This is a genomic window from Clostridiaceae bacterium, from assembly GCA_012840395.1.
Classification (GTDB): Bacteria; Bacillota; Clostridia; order Acetivibrionales; family DULL01; genus DULL01.
The window spans coordinates 22,912-43,679 of the sequence record DULL01000108.1 but is presented as its reverse complement, the minus strand read 5'-3'; the positions used below and the strand labels follow the sequence as shown (position 1 = coordinate 43,679).

Below are 20,768 nucleotides of genomic sequence, written 5' to 3'. Positions count from 1 at the left end.
GAAACAGATATGTTACCATTTCCATCTGCTTTTACCTGGCCCATGGCCTTTAATTGTGAATTTACTGTGTCCACTATCCTCACTGTGTAGCTGGTGCCGCTTGTAAAGCCTGACCCAACCACTTCCACCACTCCGTCAGAATAGGTTGCTTCAACAGTTCCTGACGCTGCTTTCGAAACCAGGGGCAGTGTGATACATATGAGTATTACCAGCATTACTGATAAAATTCGCTTATACATTGCTCTCCTCCTTTTCCGGAATTAATGGGTTGGAAACACAGAAGCGCGGGCAGAAGCGCGGGGACGGTTCTCTTGCTTCTGAGACAGTCGGGAAACGAGGGGGGACAGTTCTCTTGCTTTTGAGACTGTTGTAAGCAGGAGAACCGTCCCTCTACTTCGAGACCGTTGGAAGCAAGAAAACCGTCCCTCTGCTTCCATCAGTTTGTGCTGACGTAAGCATAAACTGTAACACCCATGTCTTCCCCTAAAAGATCAGGCATTCCGCTTGCGAGCCAGGCTTCAACCCTTGTTCCCTCAACCTGGTATGATACTGTGGCTTCACGGCTTAATGCAGACATCATTATCAGTGTTACATTTGCATTTACACCTGTTCCTTCCGTAAATTGTACAACCAGGTATTTTCCAGTCAGATCATCGGCTTTGGTTCCTCTTATGGTGATTGTACGGATATATCCTGCACCACCGGTATTTTCATCCCCTATTTCAAGAATGTAATCTTTTTCCTTCTGTTTTACATTAATAGTAAATTCTTTAGTATCACTTGCAGAACCTTTAGTAATAGTTGCTGTTAATGTTACGACTTCATCTCCTGATTCCAGCCTTGTAACCTTTCCATCAGGAGCAATAACTGCTTCATTGCTGGAAGTCCAGCTAATGGTACAGCCTGCTCCACCAGGTATGCTGGTAATCAGGTTAAGGTCTTCAGTTACGTTGTCAAGATTTGCATTATTTCCTCTAATGAGCTCTTCCGTCAATGCTTCCTTATCTGTCTCAACTGCTACAGTATCAGGTATATATTGCATTTCCTTAAATTCAAAGGAATACAACTCACTGTTTTTACAGTAGAATCTAATCTTTATGGTCTGTCCCTCAAGATTTATCAAATTGATTTTTCCGCCCCACCTTACAATATGATCAACCTGATCACCCTCAATAGCTGTACAACTGTCTTTTTCAAAGCCTTGAATAACATTATCATTCTCATCGAGAAGCTCAACTTTTATATAGCCTCCACTTTCAACCTTTGCATTGACATGCAGTGTACTACCATTGAAAATAAGAAATGACGTTGTAATAACTCCTTCTTCTGAACCACAATCAAGAGAGGCAAAACCGTTTAATCTCCATTTTGCTATACCTATTTCAGAACTTCTGTTGCTAGTGCCGTGGTCACCGTTCCAGCCGCCGTAGTAAAGCCAGGTTTCATTCCCTACGCGAATGGGGTAGGATGCAGTGTAAATAAGGTGAGAGTCGAATTCACCAACCTCGCCCAGGGGGATTATCGGCTCTGCAAATGGGCGTTGCCAGTCCTCAGTAAGATCCCTGGAAAACATTAGCATCACATCGTTAATACCGTACATTGTTCCCTGGGTGATTAGAAATCTCCAATCGAACCCAACATAAGAGTCACCCAACGGGTAAAGCCCCGCACCGTAGCTGTCCGCCCGCAGCACTCCCAGAGAATCAAGGGGCGTAGCCACTGAAAACATTCTCACTGGTTCATTCCAATTTATTAGATCATTGCTGACCGCCATACTGTGTGTACGCTTTGAATTCACAGGATTCTTAAACATGGCAATATACTGGGAATTTACCTCATCATAGGCTACTGTTACCACATCCAGCCCGTACATAATCTCCCCCTGATAGTCCCAGAGTATACCGTCAGGTGAGGTGTACAACACATAGCATCCCTCTGCAAGGGTGGAAATGCCGTTGAAAGCTATCATCTTGTAGCGTTTATTTGGATCTGGTTCCTTCATGTCTTTTATTACAGTAGGCGATGGCATACAGCCGTTATCTTCAGCGTCCAGCTTGCCTGAAATGCCAACAACGTTATTATCAGTGCTACCTCCATATTTGTATACGCCAAGGTTAAGCGGTTTATTCCAGTTTATGCCGTCTGCCGATGTAGCATAGCATACCCTGTATCCGGTCACCTGATACCACATCTTGTAGATCTGCTCTTCTTCATCATACAGTACAGATCCGTATAAATATGGCTTGCCTCCCTCCCAGGGATATTCTGCTTTAATAACTCCAGGAATTTTTTGTGCCTTATGGAAGGTCCGGGTTATATTGCTCGAACTTTCGATAATATAGTCATCAATTAACAACTGAGTATTTGATCCAATATCTTTCACAACCGGAACTATTGAAGCCTCGTCAATGTATGCCTTTCCATGGGTATCCTGCCTACAGCTCAATGAAATCGACATGAATGCTGACCCTTGAGGAGCTTGAGCTCTTACTTTGTATTCAGTCCATGCATCACCTGATATGACAGTTGAATTTCCACCAAGATAAGCAAAGTTTTCATCCCAAAACTCAAGGTTAAATATATAGCCTTCGACATCCGTACGTGCTTTTATTGAAGCTTCATATCTTTTTTCTGGTTCAACCGTGTTTAACATTGAAGAGCGTACACCGCCCTCACCTAAGCCAAAAGTTTCAATAGAAATTCCTTTTATACCATCAGTATACTGGCCTTTCATCCCGGCAACTTGAGATACAGCCATTCCATACGGTTTCCAGTTGAAAGGGAACGTACCGGCACCGGTATTACTTCTTCCAATGGTGTATTACCATATTTAAGTTTCCAACGAGTAAAATATGAATCTCCATAAAATAGAATTTTACCTTTTTGAACAGGCCTTTTTTTAAATTCAATTATTTCATTCTCCAGACGCAAAAGATCAACTTTTACAGGCATTTAGGCAGCCTCCTTACCACTTATTATTCCATTCATCATTCCATTTGAGCATTTGATCATCCTCTTTCATTACACGAAGTACCCTGGCAAGCTGCTCAGATGCAATTCTGATGCAACAATCCCCTATTCTTTTGTTGCATCCCTCAGGGGGATGACCATGATAAGCATTAGGATAGTTAACTCCCCAAAAACGTGTGGATTCAGTTAGTCCAACCTCGTCCAAATGTTTTATTTTATTCGTCGACAATCCATCAAGAGCATATATTCTGTCCATGCGTACAAGTTCCAGATAACTTCCTAGCATAAGGGCAGTCTCGCCGAAGCATGCATGTCCACATTCTTTCTTCTTTTCAACGAAATCTCGCAAAATTTCTATATCTTCATCTGTCAATTCAAATAAATATTCTCTGCCATACTTTCCAATTAGGTCCAATAACATGTATGGTGTTGTAAGTTTAATATTATATGATAAAACTACATAATCCTTCTTTTCATACTGGGTGCTGCGGATGAAGTAAGTCAAGAATGCTTTGTTACCACCATGGCTATTAACCAAAAGTATTTTTTTAAACCCGTTCCTTGCAATTTCTGCACATAGTTCCTTCATAAGCTGCATTTCAAGTTCCGGTGAAAGGCGCACTCCACCTTTATGAGTAGTGTGTCCCGGTATATTTCCAAATTTATAGTCAGGGAAGACACACACAGGTTCAATTTCTGCAGCTTTTTTTAATATATATGATGCTTTCAAAATGTCTGTTCCTACAGGCAGGTGTTGGCCATGCATCTCTAAGCAACCTACAGGCATAGCGCATACACTTTTTGAAATTCTTATTGCTTCTTCGAATTCTTCTTCTCTAAGATACTCCCAGATCAAGATATTTCTCTCACTTTCGTATATTCATATTTATCTTATTTTTTCCTAGGATTTATTTAGAATGATTTTTATAAATTTAAATTGCGCCAATTTATTCCTGTTTAATAAACCTGAAATAACTTGACGCCCTGCCTAAATATGCATTATTAATTTTTTCTTGTTTGATGGTTTCATATATAATTACATAAAAATTATATATTACGGAAACTTAATCCTACAATGAACAAACAATATTGAATTTTGACCAAAGAATACATTCAAGAAAAAGAAGCAGAGGAAGCATTAGAACTTTCCTCCGCTTCTAATGTCATGACATCAATTAACTTTTTCAAGTGCAGTATAATATAATTTCATATATTTTTCTGCAGAACTTTTCCATGAAAAATCATGAGACATTGCCCTCTTTACCAGTCTGCTCCATTCCTCAGGATTTCCGGTATAAAGGCTTAACGCTCTTTCAATTGTATTTACCATCTGTTCTGATGAGAATTCATTAAAAGAAAATCCATTGCCTTTTTCATTATCTGAATCGTAATCGGTAATGGTTTCTGCAAGGCCGCCTGTAGCCCGTACTATTGGTATGGTGCCGAACCTTAAACTAATCAATTGGCCAAGTCCGCAGGGTTCAAATCGGGATGGCATTAAGAACATATCACTTCCGGCATATATTCTCTGAGCAAGAGGAAAGTTTAATTCCAGCCGGGCTCTGAATTTTTCCTTATATTTTTTCTCAATTTCCCGAAAGGCATTCTGATAATACTCATCCCCTTTACCCAGAAGAATAAATTGAAGATCCAGGCTCATAATACGGTCTATTTCTTTAATTATTAGATCTAATCCCTTTTGACTGGATAAACGGGAAATCAGCCCAACAACAGGCATATCTCCCACAGGCAGTCCTAATTCCTTCTGAAGTGCATATTTGTTTTGTTTTTTATAATCTACACTGTCCACATTATAATTTTTAATAATACTTTTATCTGTTTCAGGATTAAATTCTTCATAACTTATACCATTGACAATGCCATAGAGGTCTTCAGATCTTTTTCTAAGGAGCCCGTCCAGTCTTTCCCCGTACTCAGAAGTCTGAATTTCTCTGGCATATACCCCGCTCACGGTATTTATTATATCTGCATATACAATGCCTGCTTTCATAAAACTAAACATACCATAAAACTCTACTTTATCTGGCGTAAACACTTCTTTGCCCAGATTAGTAAATTTGAGTATATCTTCTGGGAAATTACCCTGGTATTCCAGATTGTGTATGGTAAAAACGGTAGCAATTCCATTGTAAAAAGGCTGCCTGTTGTATTGTTCTTTAATCATCATACATACAGGACCGGTATGCCAGTCATTACAGTGAATAATATCCGGCTGGAAATTTATTCTAGGCAACATCTCAAGTACAGCCTTGCATAAAAATAAAAACCTTTCTCCATCATCAAAATGCCCGTATATACCTTCTTTATCATAATAATTATAATTATCTACAAAATATACCGGATATTTCGTCATACCTTCTGATCCTGTGGCTAAAACTTCTGTTTCTCTAATTATGCATGTATCTTTTCTCTCTCCCATTTGTACAGGAAAATCGGTGACATAATTCATAGTTGCCTTTATACTTTTATATCTTGGCATAACTACCCTTACATCATTTCCTTTGAAAGCAAGTGCTTTTGGAAGTGAACCAGCCACATCCGCCAGACCTCCAGTTTTTGCAAAGGGTGAAACCTCAGCTGAAACAAAAAGAATCTTTAATTTTTTATTATAAGTCATTAACTAGCCCCCATCTCAATGAATGTTATGTCTAATGTTATTCTAATGTATTTTAATGTTATTTTAATGGTATTCTAATGTTATTTCTAACATTATATACTCTTTTATACAACATGCTATAACCGCAAGGTAAACAATAATGTTCATGAATTCGTACTTATAACCTAACATACAGGTTAATAAATATCAATAGATTTATATGGCAGAAAAATTGGCTGGAAATATTTATAAATAAACTGAATAAAATTTACAAGAAAAGAGGGATTGAGACTATAATTTGTCTCTCCCTCTATTAGAAATTATCCGGGAATACTCGGTTATACAATCTCATTCAACTTCCGGCATTTCCTCCATTGTAATATTAAATGTATAAGTCTTTTTATCGCTGTCTCTGTACACCTCTACTTCAACCACATCGCCGACTTTTAATTTATCCTTTTCTGCTTCAAGTTCATCAAAGGTCTTCATACTCTTTTTATTAAACTTTGTAATAATGTCATTTTCCCTTATTCCTGCTTTGTATGCGGCACTCATTGGTTCAACCTGGACTACCAGCAGGCCTACAGGAAGATTATATCTTTTTGCAAAAACTTCATTATAGTTTGGATTAATAGATATTCCCAAATACAGTCTTCCTTTGACTCTTTTGTACTCAATCAAACTATTTGCAATGTCCAAAGCTGTATTTGAAGGGATGGCAAAGCCTAATCCTTCGTATCCACTGGCAGCAATTTTTATAGTATTAATTCCTATAACCTCTCCTTTGGAATTAACGAGGGCGCCCCCACTATTACCAGGATTAATGGCTGCATCTGTCTGTATCAGAGTCAGGACTTTGCCATCCTCGGTCTTTATTGACCGGTTAAGACCACTGATAACACCTGCTGTAACCGAACCCATAAAATCTAAGCCACCAGGATTTCCAATGGCAACAGCAAGTTCCCCTGGCCTTAATTCATCTGAATCTCCAAAAGTTGCGGCAGGCAAACCTGTTGCTTCTATTTTAAGTACTGCAAGATCAGTTTTAGGATCCCTTCCTACTACCTTTGCTTCATAGGGTGTATCTTTTTTGCCCGGAAGGAATACTTCTATCTTCGCACCTCTTACCAAAGTGTTGGACATATTGTCAGCCATAGCTGCTTCGATCACATGATTATTGGTCAAAATATATCCGTCGCTTCTCAGTATTATACCCGACCCTTCTCCCGGGACAGTCATTGTTCCATAGAAGAAATTTTGGATGGTTGTCGTAGTCCGTACTCCAACTATGGATGGACTTACTTCTTCAGCAATTGCAATTACTGGAGAATCTACTTTTTCAATCTCATATCTTCTTATAGTATTATCAACTGCCTGTGTTTTATTGCTTTCATAAACATTTTGTCCCAGCACATTTCCAAGATAACCGTTTATTGCCGGCTGTATAGCAGGTGCCACGAATTGGAAAGCTGCAAATACTACAGATCCTCCAAGTATTGAACTCAATATTGCGACCAGAATTAACTGTCCTATATTGCTTTTATTCTTCTTCTGTTTTGCTTTAGAATAATTCTCGGTATAAAATACAGGTATTCTGTCGCTGCCGCTTTCCCTTAGGTACGGATTACTTGAATATGAAAATATGTTATCTGAATTATTACTATCATTTGAATTATTTGAATAGTTATTATTTAGGTTATTATCATCTATATTCCATTCACTCACATCAACCGCCTCCTTGTTACAATCTACTTTTCCTATTTTATTTTACGATTTTATTCTAAGCAATCATTTTGAAAAAAGTATGAATATTTTGTTAACATTAATTATTTGAATTTTTAGCCTTTTCAAGTGTAAAAATAAATTTTGAACCATATCCAGGTTCACTTTCCACCCAAATAGTTTCTTTGTGGTCATTTATAATATTTTTTACTATGGCAAGACCAAGACCAGTACCAGTTTTATCCTGGCTTCTTGATCTGTCTGATTTATGAAATCTTTCCCAGATTAAATCAATTTCTTGTTTTTCAATTCCCATTCCACTATCTTCTATTGAAACATACACCTTCTCTTTATCGCTCCAGGTTCTGGCTACAATCATTCCTTCCTCAGGAGTAAATTTTATAGCGTTATGTATTAGATTTATTAATACCCTTTCTATGGCATCAGGATCTGCAAGTACCTTCATGTTTTCTTGTTCAAAATTAGCAGAAACTTCTATTTTCTTTTCAGTAATAAATCTTTCCATTTTTATAATAGATATTCGTATAAGTTCATTTATATCAAAAATTCTAATATTTAGTTTCTTTTCACCTGCTTCCATTTTTGCAAGGTCCAGTAAATCATTTACCAGCCTGTTTAGTCTGTTTGTCTCTTCTCTTACAATATTCAGATAATAACCATGTTTTTCTTCAGGTATTGTACCATCCAATATACCTTCTATAAAACCTCTTATTGAAGTCATTGGTGTTCTGAGCTCATGTGACACATTGGCAATAAAACCTTTTCTCATCTGCTCCAGGTTTTCAAGAGAGGATGCCATTTGATTAAAACTTCGTCCCAGTTCTCCTATTTCATCCGTAGATTTTATTACTAATCTTTCTCCAAAATTACCCTGTGTTATGCTTCTTGCTGTATTATTAATTTCCCTTAGAGGCTTGGTTATTCTCTGGGAGAAAAAATATATCAATACCAACGATACTAAAGTTGCAACAATAGCTGAAATTAAAAAGAATTTAAAAACTTCCGCCCTGGCTTTAAGTATTTCTGGTACGGGTGTATGCAAATAGACCGCATAAACAATTTTCTCGTCACTATAAGAAGGGGTATATGTATATGGATTCTGAACTGTCAGCCATTTGTTTCCAAAATCTTTAAATGCTTTGTTGCTGAAAAAACCATAAAAATCACCGATTTCTTTTATAACTTTATTCTGTCCGGACATTGCTTTTTGATATTGCCTCTCATCAGGGAGTTTAATATTACCCTGAATATCCATCATACTTTCCTTGATTTGCTGGGGTATATCAGGTTCTGAAAACAAGATATAACCTTCCTTGGAAACTATCCAGATATATGAATTTGTATATCTGCTGTAGAGCTTCAGAGAGGTTTGAAATATGTTTCTTGTTAATAATCTTGATATAAGATTATTATAGTTTTCTAAATATACTTCATATGAATTACTTACTATGTCTCCACTTTGTTCAAGAGAAGCGGCTTTTTGTTCTGTAATAAAATCATCGAGAAAAATTATCAGCATTATGCCTACGATTAAGAATGCTAATAGTAAAATGCTGATAAAAATAATTACTAATTTGCTAAAAATGGTTTTGAACATTATTTCACCTCAAATTTATAGCCAACACCCCATACTGTTTTCAACTGAAATGATTGATTCTGAGAATCAAGCTTCTCTCTAAGCCTTTTTATATGAACATCAACAGTTCTTGAATCTCCATAAAAATCAAATCCCCATACCTGGTCAAGCAGTTGTTCCCTTGTAAACACCTTATTGGGGTTAGTAGCCAGAAAATATAACAGTTCAAGTTCTTTTGGAGGCATTTCAATTTCCTTGCCATTTAGTTTAACGGTATAATTTGTTTTATTAATCACCAGATTGGGATACACTACTTCCTGGGAATTGACATCTTTATGTTCATACCTTCTTAAAACTGCTTTAATTCTTGCCACAAGTTCCTTTGGTTCAAAAGGTTTTACAATATAATCATCGGCACCTAACTCCAGGCCAAGTACTTTATCAAATATTTCTCCTTTTGCAGAAAGCATTATAATTGGTATGTTGCTTATTTTTCTAATTTCTCTGCATACCTGCCAGCCATCAGAACCAGGGAGCATAATATCAAGAATAACTATATTTGGCGCAAAATCTGAGAAAACTTCTATGGCTTTATTACCATTGTAAACAGTTAATACTTCATAGCCTTCTTTTTCAAGGTATAATCTGATAAGCTCACAAATGTTTATATCATCATCAATAACCAACACTTTTGTGTTATTGTGCATTCTCAAACTCAGCCCCCTTGTTCTGATATTTTGCCAATAAGTCATTTAATTCATTGCTGTCCATGATTTTATCCAGATTTATTATGTAAACTAACTCCTCTCCTTTTATACATATAAAATCCAGGTATGAATTGCTACTGTTAAGTACTATCTTTGGCAATGCTTTAATATTCTGGCCGCCAATGTTTAATACTTCACGGACATCATTAACAACAAATCCCAGATTCCCGTTTCCACCATTTCCAATTATTATTTTTGTTTTTTCAGTAATTTTTTCTTCCCCAAATCCAAGCTTCTTATTCATGCTAACAACTAAGGTATCGGTTCCTCTAATATTTACAATACCTTCCGTGAATTCAGGAATATCTTCCATTTTATAAATGTCATCATAGCTGATAATCTCCTTTATTTGCATCGCATCTACACCAAAAACTTGATTGTCATTCAAATTGAAAAATAAAACCTGCATATCTTTCATTATCATATCCTCCTTCGGTTTATCTCCTTTTAAACACCATGAAGTTTTTAGTAAATATCTGAAGATTCTTTCTTTTTATAGTACCATTATATTACATATTCCATTATCTATCTATAGCAAGTTAAGGGGACAGCAAACTCGCTTCGCCCGGGGATTCAGTGGGGGCTTGCAATCCCCACTGAACAAGGTTTAAAGGATAGGGGCACTCCTTTCCACTTTCTTAACCTTTAGTAAAGAAGCGTCATTTAAACTTTCAAGGAGTGTCCTCTTAACTTTTCATCTTGACATTATACTCCAGCTGTGGTATGTTATATCGCAACGAAATATAAGTTTTTCACTTCTTACAGAGGCAGAGAAAAAACTGCTTCTGATTATTAAAAATATTTTAATGGCAATGAAAAGGGAAAGTAGGTGTATAAGCTTCTTAAGCGAGCCGGAGATGGTGGGAGCCCGGTGAGGTAGTACAACTGAAGTTCCCCTTTGAGCTGCGGGCTGAAACATTTTAGTAGGCCTGGCCGGAACTTCCCCGTTACAGGAAGAGTGTATCGGATTATTTCGAGTACATCGGATTAATTCCCGTACATGGAAAGTGGGTTTTACACCAATTTGGGTGGTACCGCGTGGATTAATGCTCCTCGTCCCATAGGATGAGGAGTTTATTTTTTATAAATTTTTCTATTGTAATTTATTACACATAATATTGATTGAATTCTAATAAAGATAATAGCTAAAGGAGGTTTTTCTATGATAGTAATAATGAGTCAGTATGCCACTAAGGAAGATATAAATAATGTTGAAAAAAAATTGTCTCAACTTGGTTTTAAAACACATCCCATTTTCGGTCAGGTTAAGACAGTAATAGGTGCAATCGGTGATAAAAGGCTATTAAATACACGGGATATTATATCAATGCCTGGTGTTGAAAACATAGTACCTATAATGAAACCTTTTAAACTGGCCAGCCGTGAGTTTAAGCAAATACCAAGTATTATAGATATAGAAGGTGTAAAGGTCGGAGATAATGAAGTAGTTGTAATAGCCGGTCCATGTGCAATTGAAAATGAGAATATTTTTTTGGAAACTGCAATCAAAGTAAAAGAAGCAGGAGCTAAAATTTTGAGAGGAGGTGCTTTCAAGCCAAGAACTTCACCCTATGATTTTCAGGGGCTTCAGGAAGATGGTTTGAAAATAATGGCCTCAGCTAAAGAAGTTACAGGTTTGAAGCTTGTTACCGAGGTTCTCGATACAAGGGATGTGGAATTGGTATCGTCCTATGTAGATATCCTTCAGATTGGTGCCAGAAATATGCACAATTATAGGCTGTTACAGGAGGCAGGCATGTCCGGCAAGCCGGTTTTGCTCAAAAGGGGGCTTTCTGCCACAATAGAGGAATGGCTTATGGCTGCTGAATATATTATGGCTGCCGGCAATCATAAGGTTATCTTGTGTGAAAGAGGAATCCGGACCTTTGAAACCGCCACAAGAAACACCATTGACATGAGCGCCATACCTGTAATAAAAGAAAACTCTCATCTTCCAATTGTATTGGATCCAAGTCATGCCACCGGAAACTGGAAATATGTAAGTGCCCTGGCAAAGGGAGCCATAGCTACAGGAGCTGACGGACTAATAATTGAAGTGCATTCTGAACCTTGCCAGGCACTATGCGACGGTGCTCAGTCCTTAAGACCTTCAAAGTTCGCCCAGCTTATGCAAGAACTAAAACCCGTCGCAAATGCTGTAGGCAGAATTATATAAGCCTTCATCCCATGACCAAAGTCATGGGCTTTCGGCCAGGCTTTTGTAAGTTATCCATAGAGAAACTTGTAAATAGAATAATATATTTTAACCCTTTTAAGAAAAGTTTCTGTTTCTCTGAATGGAATTCTATTCAGTGACTGACCTGTCATGCTATATTCTTCATTTTTAAGCCATTGGGAAACATTGCCGCTTCCTCCGTTGTAAGCGGCAATGACCAAATCTGTATTATTATTGAATTCATCCATTAATTTTCTCAAATACCAGCAGCCTATTTTTATATTTATCTCCGGTGTAAACAGACTTTCCTGCGTATAATTCTCCAGCTTTAGTTCAGCGGCTCCCCATTCTCCGGTGATCTTGGAAATCTGCATTAGCCCGCGGGCATCCTTTTTGGATACGGCATCCGGCCTGAAATTGCTTTCCGCCTTTATTATTGCATATACTAAAAAAGGATCTATGTTATGCTGCCTGGAATATTCAATTACAAATCCCTGGAATTTTAGCGGAAAAATTCTTTTTGCAGTATACTCAATGGCAAACACGATTACCAGGGCTGCTGCCAAAACTAACAGCATACCTTTAAAAACTTTTATAATTAATCTATTCAAAGTATCACCTAAATATCAGAATATCACTTTAATAATAGTAACATTACTTTCTGTTTTCACTCTTTGAAAAATACAATTTTACTACCTTTTGTTCTAACTCTTCTACACTTCCATTGTTTTCAATTACTTCATTGGCAACAGCCAAATAATCTGACTGAGCAATCTGGGAATTAATCCTGCTTACAGCTTCTTCATAGGACATATTACTTCGTTCCATAATTCTCTTTATCCTTACATCTCTTTCAGCATCAACAACCCATACTTCATCAACAGTATCCAGAAAACCATGTTCTACCGGAATTGGAGCATCAATTGCAATTACTCCATTATATCCTTCCTTAGCTTTTGCATCTATCATTTTTAATATTCTGTCAATTATATGTTTATGGGTAATGCTATTTAATAATTTGAGTTTATCTGGGTGGCTAAAGACCAAAGCAGCAAGCTTTTTCCTGTCTAATTGGCCATTTTGTCCTATATATTCCTCTCCAAAACAGTTTACAATCTCATTAAAAGCTTGTTCACCAGGAGATGTAACCTCCCTTGAAATTTTATCTGCATCAATTACTACAGCCCCCAGATCCTCTAAAATCCTGGAAACTGTGCTTTTCCCACTTCCTATACCGCCTGTAACGCCTATAATCCTCAAAATCCTTTCCTCCACAAAATAATTTTAGTTCAACTCATCTTTCCGATGTTATGTAATTATATCGGAACATTTGAATGGCATCCCCCCTACTTGGTCTCAAACCAGCTCTTTCCGGTCTTTACCTCAACAACCAACGGCACTTTCAGTATTGCTGCGTTTTCCATACATTCCTTTATTATATCTTCAACTTCTTCTTTTTCATTTATATGAGTTTCTACAATAAGCTCATCGTGTACTTGCAGAATCAGCCTTGAACGCAAATGTCTGGCCTTTAATTCTTTGTATACCTTCACCATTGCAATTTTAATAATATCTGCAGCACTTCCCTGGATGGGGGCATTCAGTGCGACCCTTTCGCCAAAAGACCTGATAGTATAATTCTTTGACTTTAATTCAGGAAGATATCGTCTTCTGTTAAATAATGTTGTCACATATCCTTTTTCTGAAGCTTCGGCAACAATATCATGCATATACTGTTTAACCTTTGGATATCTGCTCAGATACCCGTCAATGTATCTTCTAGCTTCTTTCCTGGTAATACCTAAATCCTTGGCAAGGCTGAAATCACTTATTCCATATACTATTCCGAAATTAACTGCCTTTGCGTTTGATCTCATAATGGGCGTGACCTTTTTAATGGGTACCCCAAAAACACTGGCCGCAGTAGATGTATGAATATCCTCATTGTTGACAAAAGCTTTAATCATGTTCTCATCCCCGGTAATATGGGCAAGTACCCTTAGCTCTATCTGAGAATAATCTGCATCTGATAATATATATTCATCTCCGTCAGGTATAAATACCTTTCTTATTTCCCTGCCTGCTACAAGCTTTATAGGAATATTTTGCAAATTTGGTTCTGTACTGCTTATTCTTCCTGTTGAAGTGACAGTTTGATTAAAACTGGAATGTATTCTTCCTGTATATGGATTAATCAATGGCAGCAATCCATCCACATAAGTGGATTTAAGTTTTACCAATTGTCTGTATTCCAGTATTTTTGATACAATCTCATGACGGTCAGATAGCTCTTCAAGCACTTCTGCATCAGTTGAATAACCAGTTTTTGTTTTTTTCAGTATAGGCAGTTTAAGCTTTTCAAACAGTATTACCCCTAACTGTTTGGTTGAATTAATATTAAACTGCTCGCCTGCCAGCATATATATTTCTTGAGTAAGTAAATCAATCTTTTCCTGCAATTCACCAGAAAGTTTCTTTAACTTTTCAGTATCAATCTTGAATCCCCAGTTCTCCATATCTGCCAACACTTCGACAAGAGGAAGCTCTATCTCGTAATACAATTCTCTCTGATTGCATTGGATAATCAGAGAATCAAGCCTGGGATAAAGCTTCAGTATAGCATCTGCATAGGCTGCTGCGGCAGGAGAAATTATTTCTGTTTTCATATTTGAAAAATGTACAAAGTTTTTTCCCTTTCCTGCCAGGTCTTCAACGGATGTTATTGTACTTTCCAGATACTCTCCTGCCAACTCTGATACTGTATATGTATCCCTTGAAGGATTTATTAAATATGCTGCAATCATAGTATCAAAGGCAAGTCCTTTTAATTCTATATCCTTTTTCTTAAGATAGACCAGAAGACTTTTTAAGTCATGACCGATTTTTTTAATATTTTCGTTTTCTAATATGTCTTTAAAATTAATTAAAAAATCATCTTCCTTTAAGTTCCCGTTTAGGCTTATATAACATGCTTTATCCTCGTCACAGGAGATACCTGCCCCAATAATTTTAGATTCAAAATTATTGATTCTGTCAATAAGAGGAAATATTGAAAACATCCCTGACTCTATTATTCTTTTTTTTAGGGAAATCAAGTCATCTGAATGATTAACAACCCATAATTCAATTTTTGGTGCTTCTGAAGAAACTTTTTCTTCAAGCCCGAATTTTTCAATCATACTTTTAAATTCAAGCCGGGTGAATAATTTATACAGTCTTTCATTATTAAATTCTTTAATCTTTAATTCTTCTATCTTGCATAATTGCGGCATTTGCCTGTCTATGCATGCTAATTTTCTGCTTAAAAAAGCCTGTTCTTTATATTCAATAAGATTTTTTCTGATACTGGGCTTTTTTATATTATCAATATTATTAAATACATTATCAATACTTCCGTAAGTTTTTATAAGTTCCAAGGCTGTTTTTTCACCAATACCCGGTACACCTGGAATATTATCCGAAGGATCTCCCATAAGGCCTTTAACATCTATAAATTGTGAAGGCGTTATTCCATATCGTTCTATTACTTTGTTATAATCATATTCTTCGGTATCAGTTGATTTTCCTCTTGTAACAGGAAGCTTAATTCTGGTGGTCTCCGAAGCCAACTGCAGAGAGTCCCTGTCCCCTGTCAGTATTACAACTTCCAGTCCCTGTTCTTCAGCACACCGGGATACTGACCCCAGTATATCATCGGCTTCAAAACCTTCATATTCCAATCTTTTAATATTCATACAATCAAGCACTTCTTTTATTATAGGGACCTGCATGGCTAATTCTTCCGGCATACCTTTTCTGTTTGCCTTATAGTCCGAGAACTCTTTATGGCGGAAGGTTGGACCTTTCAAATCAAAAGCCACTCCCAGGTAATCTGGTTTTTCTTCCTCCATATACTTATAAAGAATATTAATGAAACCATATACACCATTAACATATGTACCATCTGAAGTAGCAAGCATACTCCCTCCCTTCAGAGCGTAAAATGCCCTGTTGAGTATACTATTACCATCTACCAGCATTAATTTCCCATTTTTCATAAGTATATCCCCAATCGATAACCTTCATTTATTAATGTCCTATTATATACATAAAAAGCATATCTTAATTATTATTTTATCCTATATGGTTTATTCTACACGAAAAAAGAACAGGCGTCCATATGACCTGTTCTTCAAATGACATATCTTAAACACAAGACTCACATCTGATAGTTCCTACTCTAGTTTTTATATAGCAATTCATCTATTCCTTTTTTTATTATTCTTCTTTTTCAACGACCTTTACGTTAATATACATATAACCTGCATTAAAGACTAACTTCTCAATTTCATCTCTTATAGATTGTTTCATTACATCGATATCCTGAGCATTTTTGTATTCTTTATCAATATTATTCAATGTGTCAGTCAGAGCTTTCTTCAAGGGAGCAATATCCTGGGAGTTAATATTCTCAATAATTAAGTTTTCAGTACCATATCTTTTTGTAAGTTTCTCCATTAAGCTGTCATATAACATATCCGGCACTTTTGCATTGATAACATTATATTTTTGCGTTGGTCCGGTACAGATTGAATACTGCTGCAATGCATCACTTTTATCGCTGTTCTCTTCCTTTTTTATGTCCTCTTCTTTTTCCACGGGTTCAGCACCGTTATCCATGATAAAAAGCCTTAAATCTTCAAATCTGGAATCTGCGTTATCTAACTTCAATACTATATCTACAGTGGTAATGCTCTCATCGGCGGCCCCTTCACCACTCTTGGTTGTCGCTGACATGCCTCTTTCTACAAAAGACCGGGCAGAATCTGTAGTGGCTGCAGAATGTTGCATTACTTCTCCCTCTGCCATAATAAAAAACTCATTACCAGAATTATCTGCCTCCATTGCAGAATCTTCTGCAACATTTGGCTCTTCCTGGCTTACTGAGGCTGAATAAGCCGCAGATGAAAGTTTACCGGATGAATCATCCATTTTTACCTTTGTATTAAATATATACTGGTTAAGAAATACTCCTCTGAAAAGTATTACTAAAAGCAATCCTGCAGCCAGTGCAGTAAATGTCTTAATATATTTACTGCTGAATAAGGATTTTCTGGAAAAATCTATTTTATTATTACTTTCATTTATTAACCTTTCATGCAATTTAGCTTTAAAATCTGATGGAAGTTCCTCTTCTTCAATATCCTTACACAATCCTATTATTAATTCATATTTATACAGTTCATCTCTGCATGAACTGCAATTTTTAAGGTGCTCTTCAAATTGGCTACGTTGCTGATAATCAAGTTGATTATCTATATAATCAAACATTAGCATATTTACTTTAGCACAATTCATCTTATCCGCACCTCCTTTTTATCTGATTTGACGTAATATCCGTCGATAAGTTCCAGCTTTTTTTCAAGCATCTCCTTCAATGTTTTTCTTCCTCTGTTTATCCGGGATTTAACCGTACCTTCAGGACACTCTAATATCCTTGCTATCTCCTCATAACTAAATCCCTGAATATCCCTTAATATCAAGGCTGATTTATGCTGATCCGGTAGTTTTTCTATGGCATTATAGATTATTCTCTTTATTTCTTTCTTTTCAGTTATTAAATCTGGAGTAGGACCGCTATCTTCTAATTGCCGTTTCATGTCACTATCTTCGGATTTAATATCTTCATCTATATATACAATGTTTTTATTTTTTCTTCTTCTCAATTCATCAAGGCATGTATTGGTGGCAATTCTATAAATCCATGTTGAAAAAGAGGACTCTTCCTTAAAGTTTTTTATAGCCTTATATACCTTAATAAATACTTCCTGGGCAATGTCATATGCATCTTCATGATTGCCAAGCATTCTTAAAGCCAAATTAAATACCTTTTTTTGATGTTTTTCAATTAACTCTTCAAAGGCCACTACATCCCCATTTTTAGCTCTGTCCAAAAGTTTTTTTTCAAGTTCTTCCACTCTTAGTCCTCTCCCCTCCTTATGAAAAAACGTCTGTTTAATTATTAAATTACAGCCCTGATACAAATTTTGATAACTTCCCAATTATAATTGGTAAATAATGGATATTATTTTGAAGTTATAGTTCAGAACTATTATACATGTTTTGCGCTTTGTTTTAAACCATATATTAAATATTTCATATAAACTTAATATATTTTGTCAATAAAGTAACACATCCACCCGGATAGCTTATAGTAACTTTTCCGCACCTGGCAAGCATAGGTCCCAGAAAAATAATGGATGACCTCATTTCGGTAGCAAGGTCTACAGGAATCTTCGTCTCAGTTATGGTAGAACTATCTACCGTTACTACATCTTTTTCCCATTTAATCTTACAACCTACACTTTTTAATATCTCCAATGCAACTTCAACATCCCTGAGTTTAGGACAGTTTTTAATGACACTAATGCCACTGTTTAATACAGTGGCAGCAAGAATGGGCAATACGGCATTTTTTGAGCCCTCAACCAAAATTTCACCATTTAATTTCTTACCACCTGTTATAATTAATTTGCTCATACACTTCCACCTCGCACTACAATAATATACTATGCAAGGCTGGAAAAATTGTTACATTACATAAAAAAAATGGGACATACCTCAATTTATTAATACAAGGAGGTGTGTCCCATTTCCTTAATTTAGGACATACCTCAAATTACTGTTTTAGGGAAGTGTGTCCCATTATACACCCCTATTCGTTACTTATTAACTTTTCTATAACTTCATAAATCTTTTCAGATGCATTTTGAATGCCAATTTTCTTAGAATTAGCAGACATTTTATGTAACTTTGTTTCATCCATAAGCAATTTATCTATTTGACTATACAACACCTCTTCATTAAAATCCTTTTCAAGAATAACCACAGCAGCCCCTTGTTTTTCTAATGATCTGGCATTATACTCCTGGTGGTTTGCGACAACATTTGGTGAGGGTATCATTATGGCCGGAAGTCCAAGTACAGTAACTTCACTGCAGGTAATTGCACCGGACCGGCATACCATAATATCGGCGGCGGCATACACATCAGCCGCATCATATATATAAGGAACAATCTTTATAGAAGGTTTGGAAAAACCCTCCAAGGATTTCTTTACGGTTTCATATTGGGAGTTGCCTGTTGAAAATATAATATTGTAATCAATTAATTTCCCATACTTCAAAAGCATGCTGGTTACAACCTGATTTATTTTCTGAGCTCCAAGGCTTCCTCCCGCAATTACCACAAGCTTTTCTCCAGGTTTTAAACCAAGCTTTTCTCTAGCAGAGGACCTCTTAGACTGTATTATTTCCTGTCTGATAGGGTTGCCTGTATATACCAGTTTCTCAGGATGTTTGAAGTACTTCTCCGATTCTTTGAAACTTATTGCTACAGCATTAACAAACCTGGCTAAAATCCTGTTAGTAACCCCAGGGAAAGCATTCTGCTCATGAATAAGCGTTGGTATCTTCATTCTCCAGGCCATATATACCACAGGTCCGCATACATATCCTCCTGTTCCTATTACAATATCAGGTTTAAACTCATTTATTATTTTTTTAGCCTCTCTCAGGCCTTCAAAAAGCTCCTTCACCACAACCAGATTGTCAAAGGAAAGGCTCCTTTTAAATCCCCTTACTTTTATGAACTTTATATTAAATCCTTCTGCAGGTACCAGTTTCCCTTCCATGCCTCTCCTGGTACCAACAAATAGAATATTAGCATCCGGGTGCTTGCTCCTGACAAATTTGGCTATGGCAATTCCGGGATTAATGTGTCCCGCTGTTCCGCCTCCTGATATTAATACATTCAATTTTCTACACCTCAAATCTTCTCAATATTAGAGTACCTGGATATATTAAGCAAAATTCCCACTTCATATAAAAACAACAAAAGTGAAGTACCTCCTGAACTGAAGAAAGGCAAGGATACTCCTGTCGGTGGTACTGATGCGGTTACAACCGCAACATTAAACAAGCTCTGTACTGCTATCAGCGAAGTAATACCTAGAGCTACCAGGCATCCAAACATATCTGGCGCATTTAATGCCACTCTTATTCCTCTCCATATAAAAATCAGAAAAAGCATCAGTACTGCCAGCACTCCTATAAAACCGAGCTCCTCGGCCATTACAGAAAAAATAAAATCATTATGGGGTTCAGGTAAATACAGGAATTTTTGCATACTTCTGCCCAGACCCCGTCCAAAAAGTCCTCCGGAGCCTATGGCATACAAAGATTGTACAGCTTGCCATCCTGCTCCCTGAAGATCACTCCAGGGGTTAATGTATGCTTCTATTCTGTCTCTCATATAATCTGTAAAAAATATTATTATTCCAATCCCGGCTACTGCAGGAATTACCATTATTAAGAAATGGCGTATTTTAGCTCCTGCACCGAATAACAGAATAAATGCAACGGACACAATAATTATAGTTGCACTCATATGCCTTTGATATCTTAATATAATAACAAATATTCCTAACAACACCAGATAAGGAAAAAGGCCCTTAAAGAAGGAATCAAGTTTATCTTTCCTCTTTGAAAGGCTATGTGAGAAGAACAGAATTATAGCAAGCTTGGCAACTTCAGAGGGTTGGAACTGAAAATTTCCTATATAAATCCATCTCCATGTACCCTTTGTTTCTCTTCCAATTCCAGGAACTAAGGCAAGAATCATGAGACCTATGCTAAGTACAAGTATTAACGGAGATAATTTTCTGAGTTTCCTGTAATCGATAACAGACGCCACTAGCATCCCTATAACTCCTATCACCGCATATAGAAGCTGTCTTTTTAATATGTAATATGCATCCTGGGTTGTATTATAAGCTGTCGGAGCACTTGCACTAAAAACCATTACCAATCCAACTGACAACAATATCAGCACCGACATAAATATCCAAAAATCTACAGGCTTCTGGGCTTTCATCCATTG

Annotated in this window: 18 protein-coding genes and 1 other annotated feature; of the genes, 1 reads left to right on the top strand and 17 read right to left on the bottom strand. The window is 36.7% G+C overall.

Annotated elements, in window-relative coordinates; all coding sequences use genetic code 11:
- The 9 genes from GXX20_11835 to GXX20_11795 form a co-directional block, all read right to left on the bottom strand.
- Window positions 1-239, bottom strand: a 239-nt coding sequence (locus GXX20_11835) for a hypothetical protein (GenBank protein HHW32341.1), incomplete at its 3' end; no start/stop codon positions are given.
- Window positions 240-436: 197 nt separating this feature from the next.
- On the bottom strand, window positions 437-2,758 hold the full coding sequence (locus tag GXX20_11830; protein HHW32340.1) for a glycoside hydrolase family 32 protein: 2,322 nt from the start codon (window positions 2,756-2,758) through the stop codon (window positions 437-439).
- Window positions 2,731-2,952, bottom strand: a complete 222-nt coding sequence (locus tag GXX20_11825) for a hypothetical protein (protein HHW32339.1) — start codon at window positions 2,950-2,952, stop codon at window positions 2,731-2,733. The genes GXX20_11830 and GXX20_11825 overlap by 28 nt, the downstream gene beginning before the upstream one ends.
- Window positions 2,953-2,965: 13 nt before the next feature.
- Complete coding sequence (locus tag GXX20_11820) at window positions 2,966-3,826, bottom strand: creatininase family protein (protein ID HHW32338.1); 861 nt, start codon at window positions 3,824-3,826, stop codon at window positions 2,966-2,968.
- A gap of 315 nt (window positions 3,827-4,141) precedes the next feature.
- Window positions 4,142-5,608, bottom strand: coding sequence for a glycogen synthase GlgA (gene glgA / locus GXX20_11815; GenBank protein ID HHW32337.1), 1,467 nt, complete (start codon window positions 5,606-5,608; stop codon window positions 4,142-4,144).
- A gap of 327 nt (window positions 5,609-5,935) precedes the next feature.
- Entirely contained in the window at window positions 5,936-7,312 is a 1,377-nt protein-coding gene (locus GXX20_11810) for a PDZ domain-containing protein (GenBank protein HHW32336.1), read from the bottom strand.
- 97 nt (window positions 7,313-7,409) lie between these two features.
- Window positions 7,410-8,927 (bottom strand): cell wall metabolism sensor histidine kinase WalK, encoded by a 1,518-nt coding sequence (locus tag GXX20_11805; protein HHW32335.1) that lies wholly within the window; start codon window positions 8,925-8,927, stop codon window positions 7,410-7,412.
- Window positions 8,927-9,613, bottom strand: coding sequence for a response regulator transcription factor (locus GXX20_11800; protein HHW32334.1), 687 nt, complete (start codon window positions 9,611-9,613; stop codon window positions 8,927-8,929). The genes GXX20_11805 and GXX20_11800 overlap by 1 nt, the downstream gene beginning before the upstream one ends.
- Complete coding sequence (locus tag GXX20_11795; GenBank protein ID HHW32333.1) at window positions 9,603-10,091, bottom strand: purine-binding chemotaxis protein CheW; 489 nt, start codon at window positions 10,089-10,091, stop codon at window positions 9,603-9,605. The genes GXX20_11800 and GXX20_11795 overlap by 11 nt, the downstream gene beginning before the upstream one ends.
- Before the next feature lie 385 nt (window positions 10,092-10,476).
- Window positions 10,477-10,737, top strand: a binding site (T-box leader).
- Window positions 10,738-10,835: 98 nt separating this feature from the next.
- Here GXX20_11795 and aroF point away from each other — a divergent pair.
- Window positions 10,836-11,849, top strand: a complete 1,014-nt coding sequence (gene aroF / locus GXX20_11790; GenBank protein HHW32332.1) for a 3-deoxy-7-phosphoheptulonate synthase — start codon at window positions 10,836-10,838, stop codon at window positions 11,847-11,849.
- A gap of 50 nt (window positions 11,850-11,899) precedes the next feature.
- Here aroF and GXX20_11785 read toward each other — a convergent pair whose 3' ends face one another.
- From GXX20_11785 to ftsW, 8 genes are all read right to left on the bottom strand, one after another.
- On the bottom strand, window positions 11,900-12,427 hold the full coding sequence (locus GXX20_11785; GenBank protein HHW32331.1) for a lytic transglycosylase domain-containing protein: 528 nt from the start codon (window positions 12,425-12,427) through the stop codon (window positions 11,900-11,902).
- A gap of 76 nt (window positions 12,428-12,503) precedes the next feature.
- Window positions 12,504-13,109, bottom strand: coding sequence for a dephospho-CoA kinase (locus tag GXX20_11780; GenBank protein HHW32330.1), 606 nt, complete (start codon window positions 13,107-13,109; stop codon window positions 12,504-12,506).
- 86 nt (window positions 13,110-13,195) lie between these two features.
- Window positions 13,196-15,886 carry a DNA polymerase I gene (gene polA, locus GXX20_11775; protein ID HHW32329.1) on the bottom strand — a complete coding sequence of 897 codons (2,691 nt, stop codon included), beginning with the start codon at window positions 15,884-15,886 and terminating at the stop codon, window positions 13,196-13,198.
- A gap of 220 nt (window positions 15,887-16,106) precedes the next feature.
- Complete coding sequence (locus tag GXX20_11770; GenBank protein ID HHW32328.1) at window positions 16,107-17,186, bottom strand: zf-HC2 domain-containing protein; 1,080 nt, start codon at window positions 17,184-17,186, stop codon at window positions 16,107-16,109.
- Entirely contained in the window at window positions 17,183-17,806 is a 624-nt protein-coding gene (locus tag GXX20_11765; protein HHW32327.1) for a sigma-70 family RNA polymerase sigma factor, read from the bottom strand. The genes GXX20_11770 and GXX20_11765 overlap by 4 nt, the downstream gene beginning before the upstream one ends.
- Window positions 17,807-17,984: 178 nt before the next feature.
- Window positions 17,985-18,368, bottom strand: a complete 384-nt coding sequence (locus GXX20_11760; protein ID HHW32326.1) for a UDP-N-acetylglucosamine 1-carboxyvinyltransferase — start codon at window positions 18,366-18,368, stop codon at window positions 17,985-17,987.
- Between the two features lie 175 nt (window positions 18,369-18,543).
- Window positions 18,544-19,644 carry an undecaprenyldiphospho-muramoylpentapeptide beta-N-acetylglucosaminyltransferase gene (gene murG, locus GXX20_11755; GenBank protein HHW32325.1) on the bottom strand — a complete coding sequence of 367 codons (1,101 nt, stop codon included), beginning with the start codon at window positions 19,642-19,644 and terminating at the stop codon, window positions 18,544-18,546.
- A gap of 11 nt (window positions 19,645-19,655) precedes the next feature.
- Window positions 19,656-20,762, bottom strand: coding sequence for a putative lipid II flippase FtsW (ftsW, locus tag GXX20_11750; protein ID HHW32324.1), 1,107 nt, complete (start codon window positions 20,760-20,762; stop codon window positions 19,656-19,658).
- Window positions 20,763-20,768 lie beyond the last annotated feature (6 nt).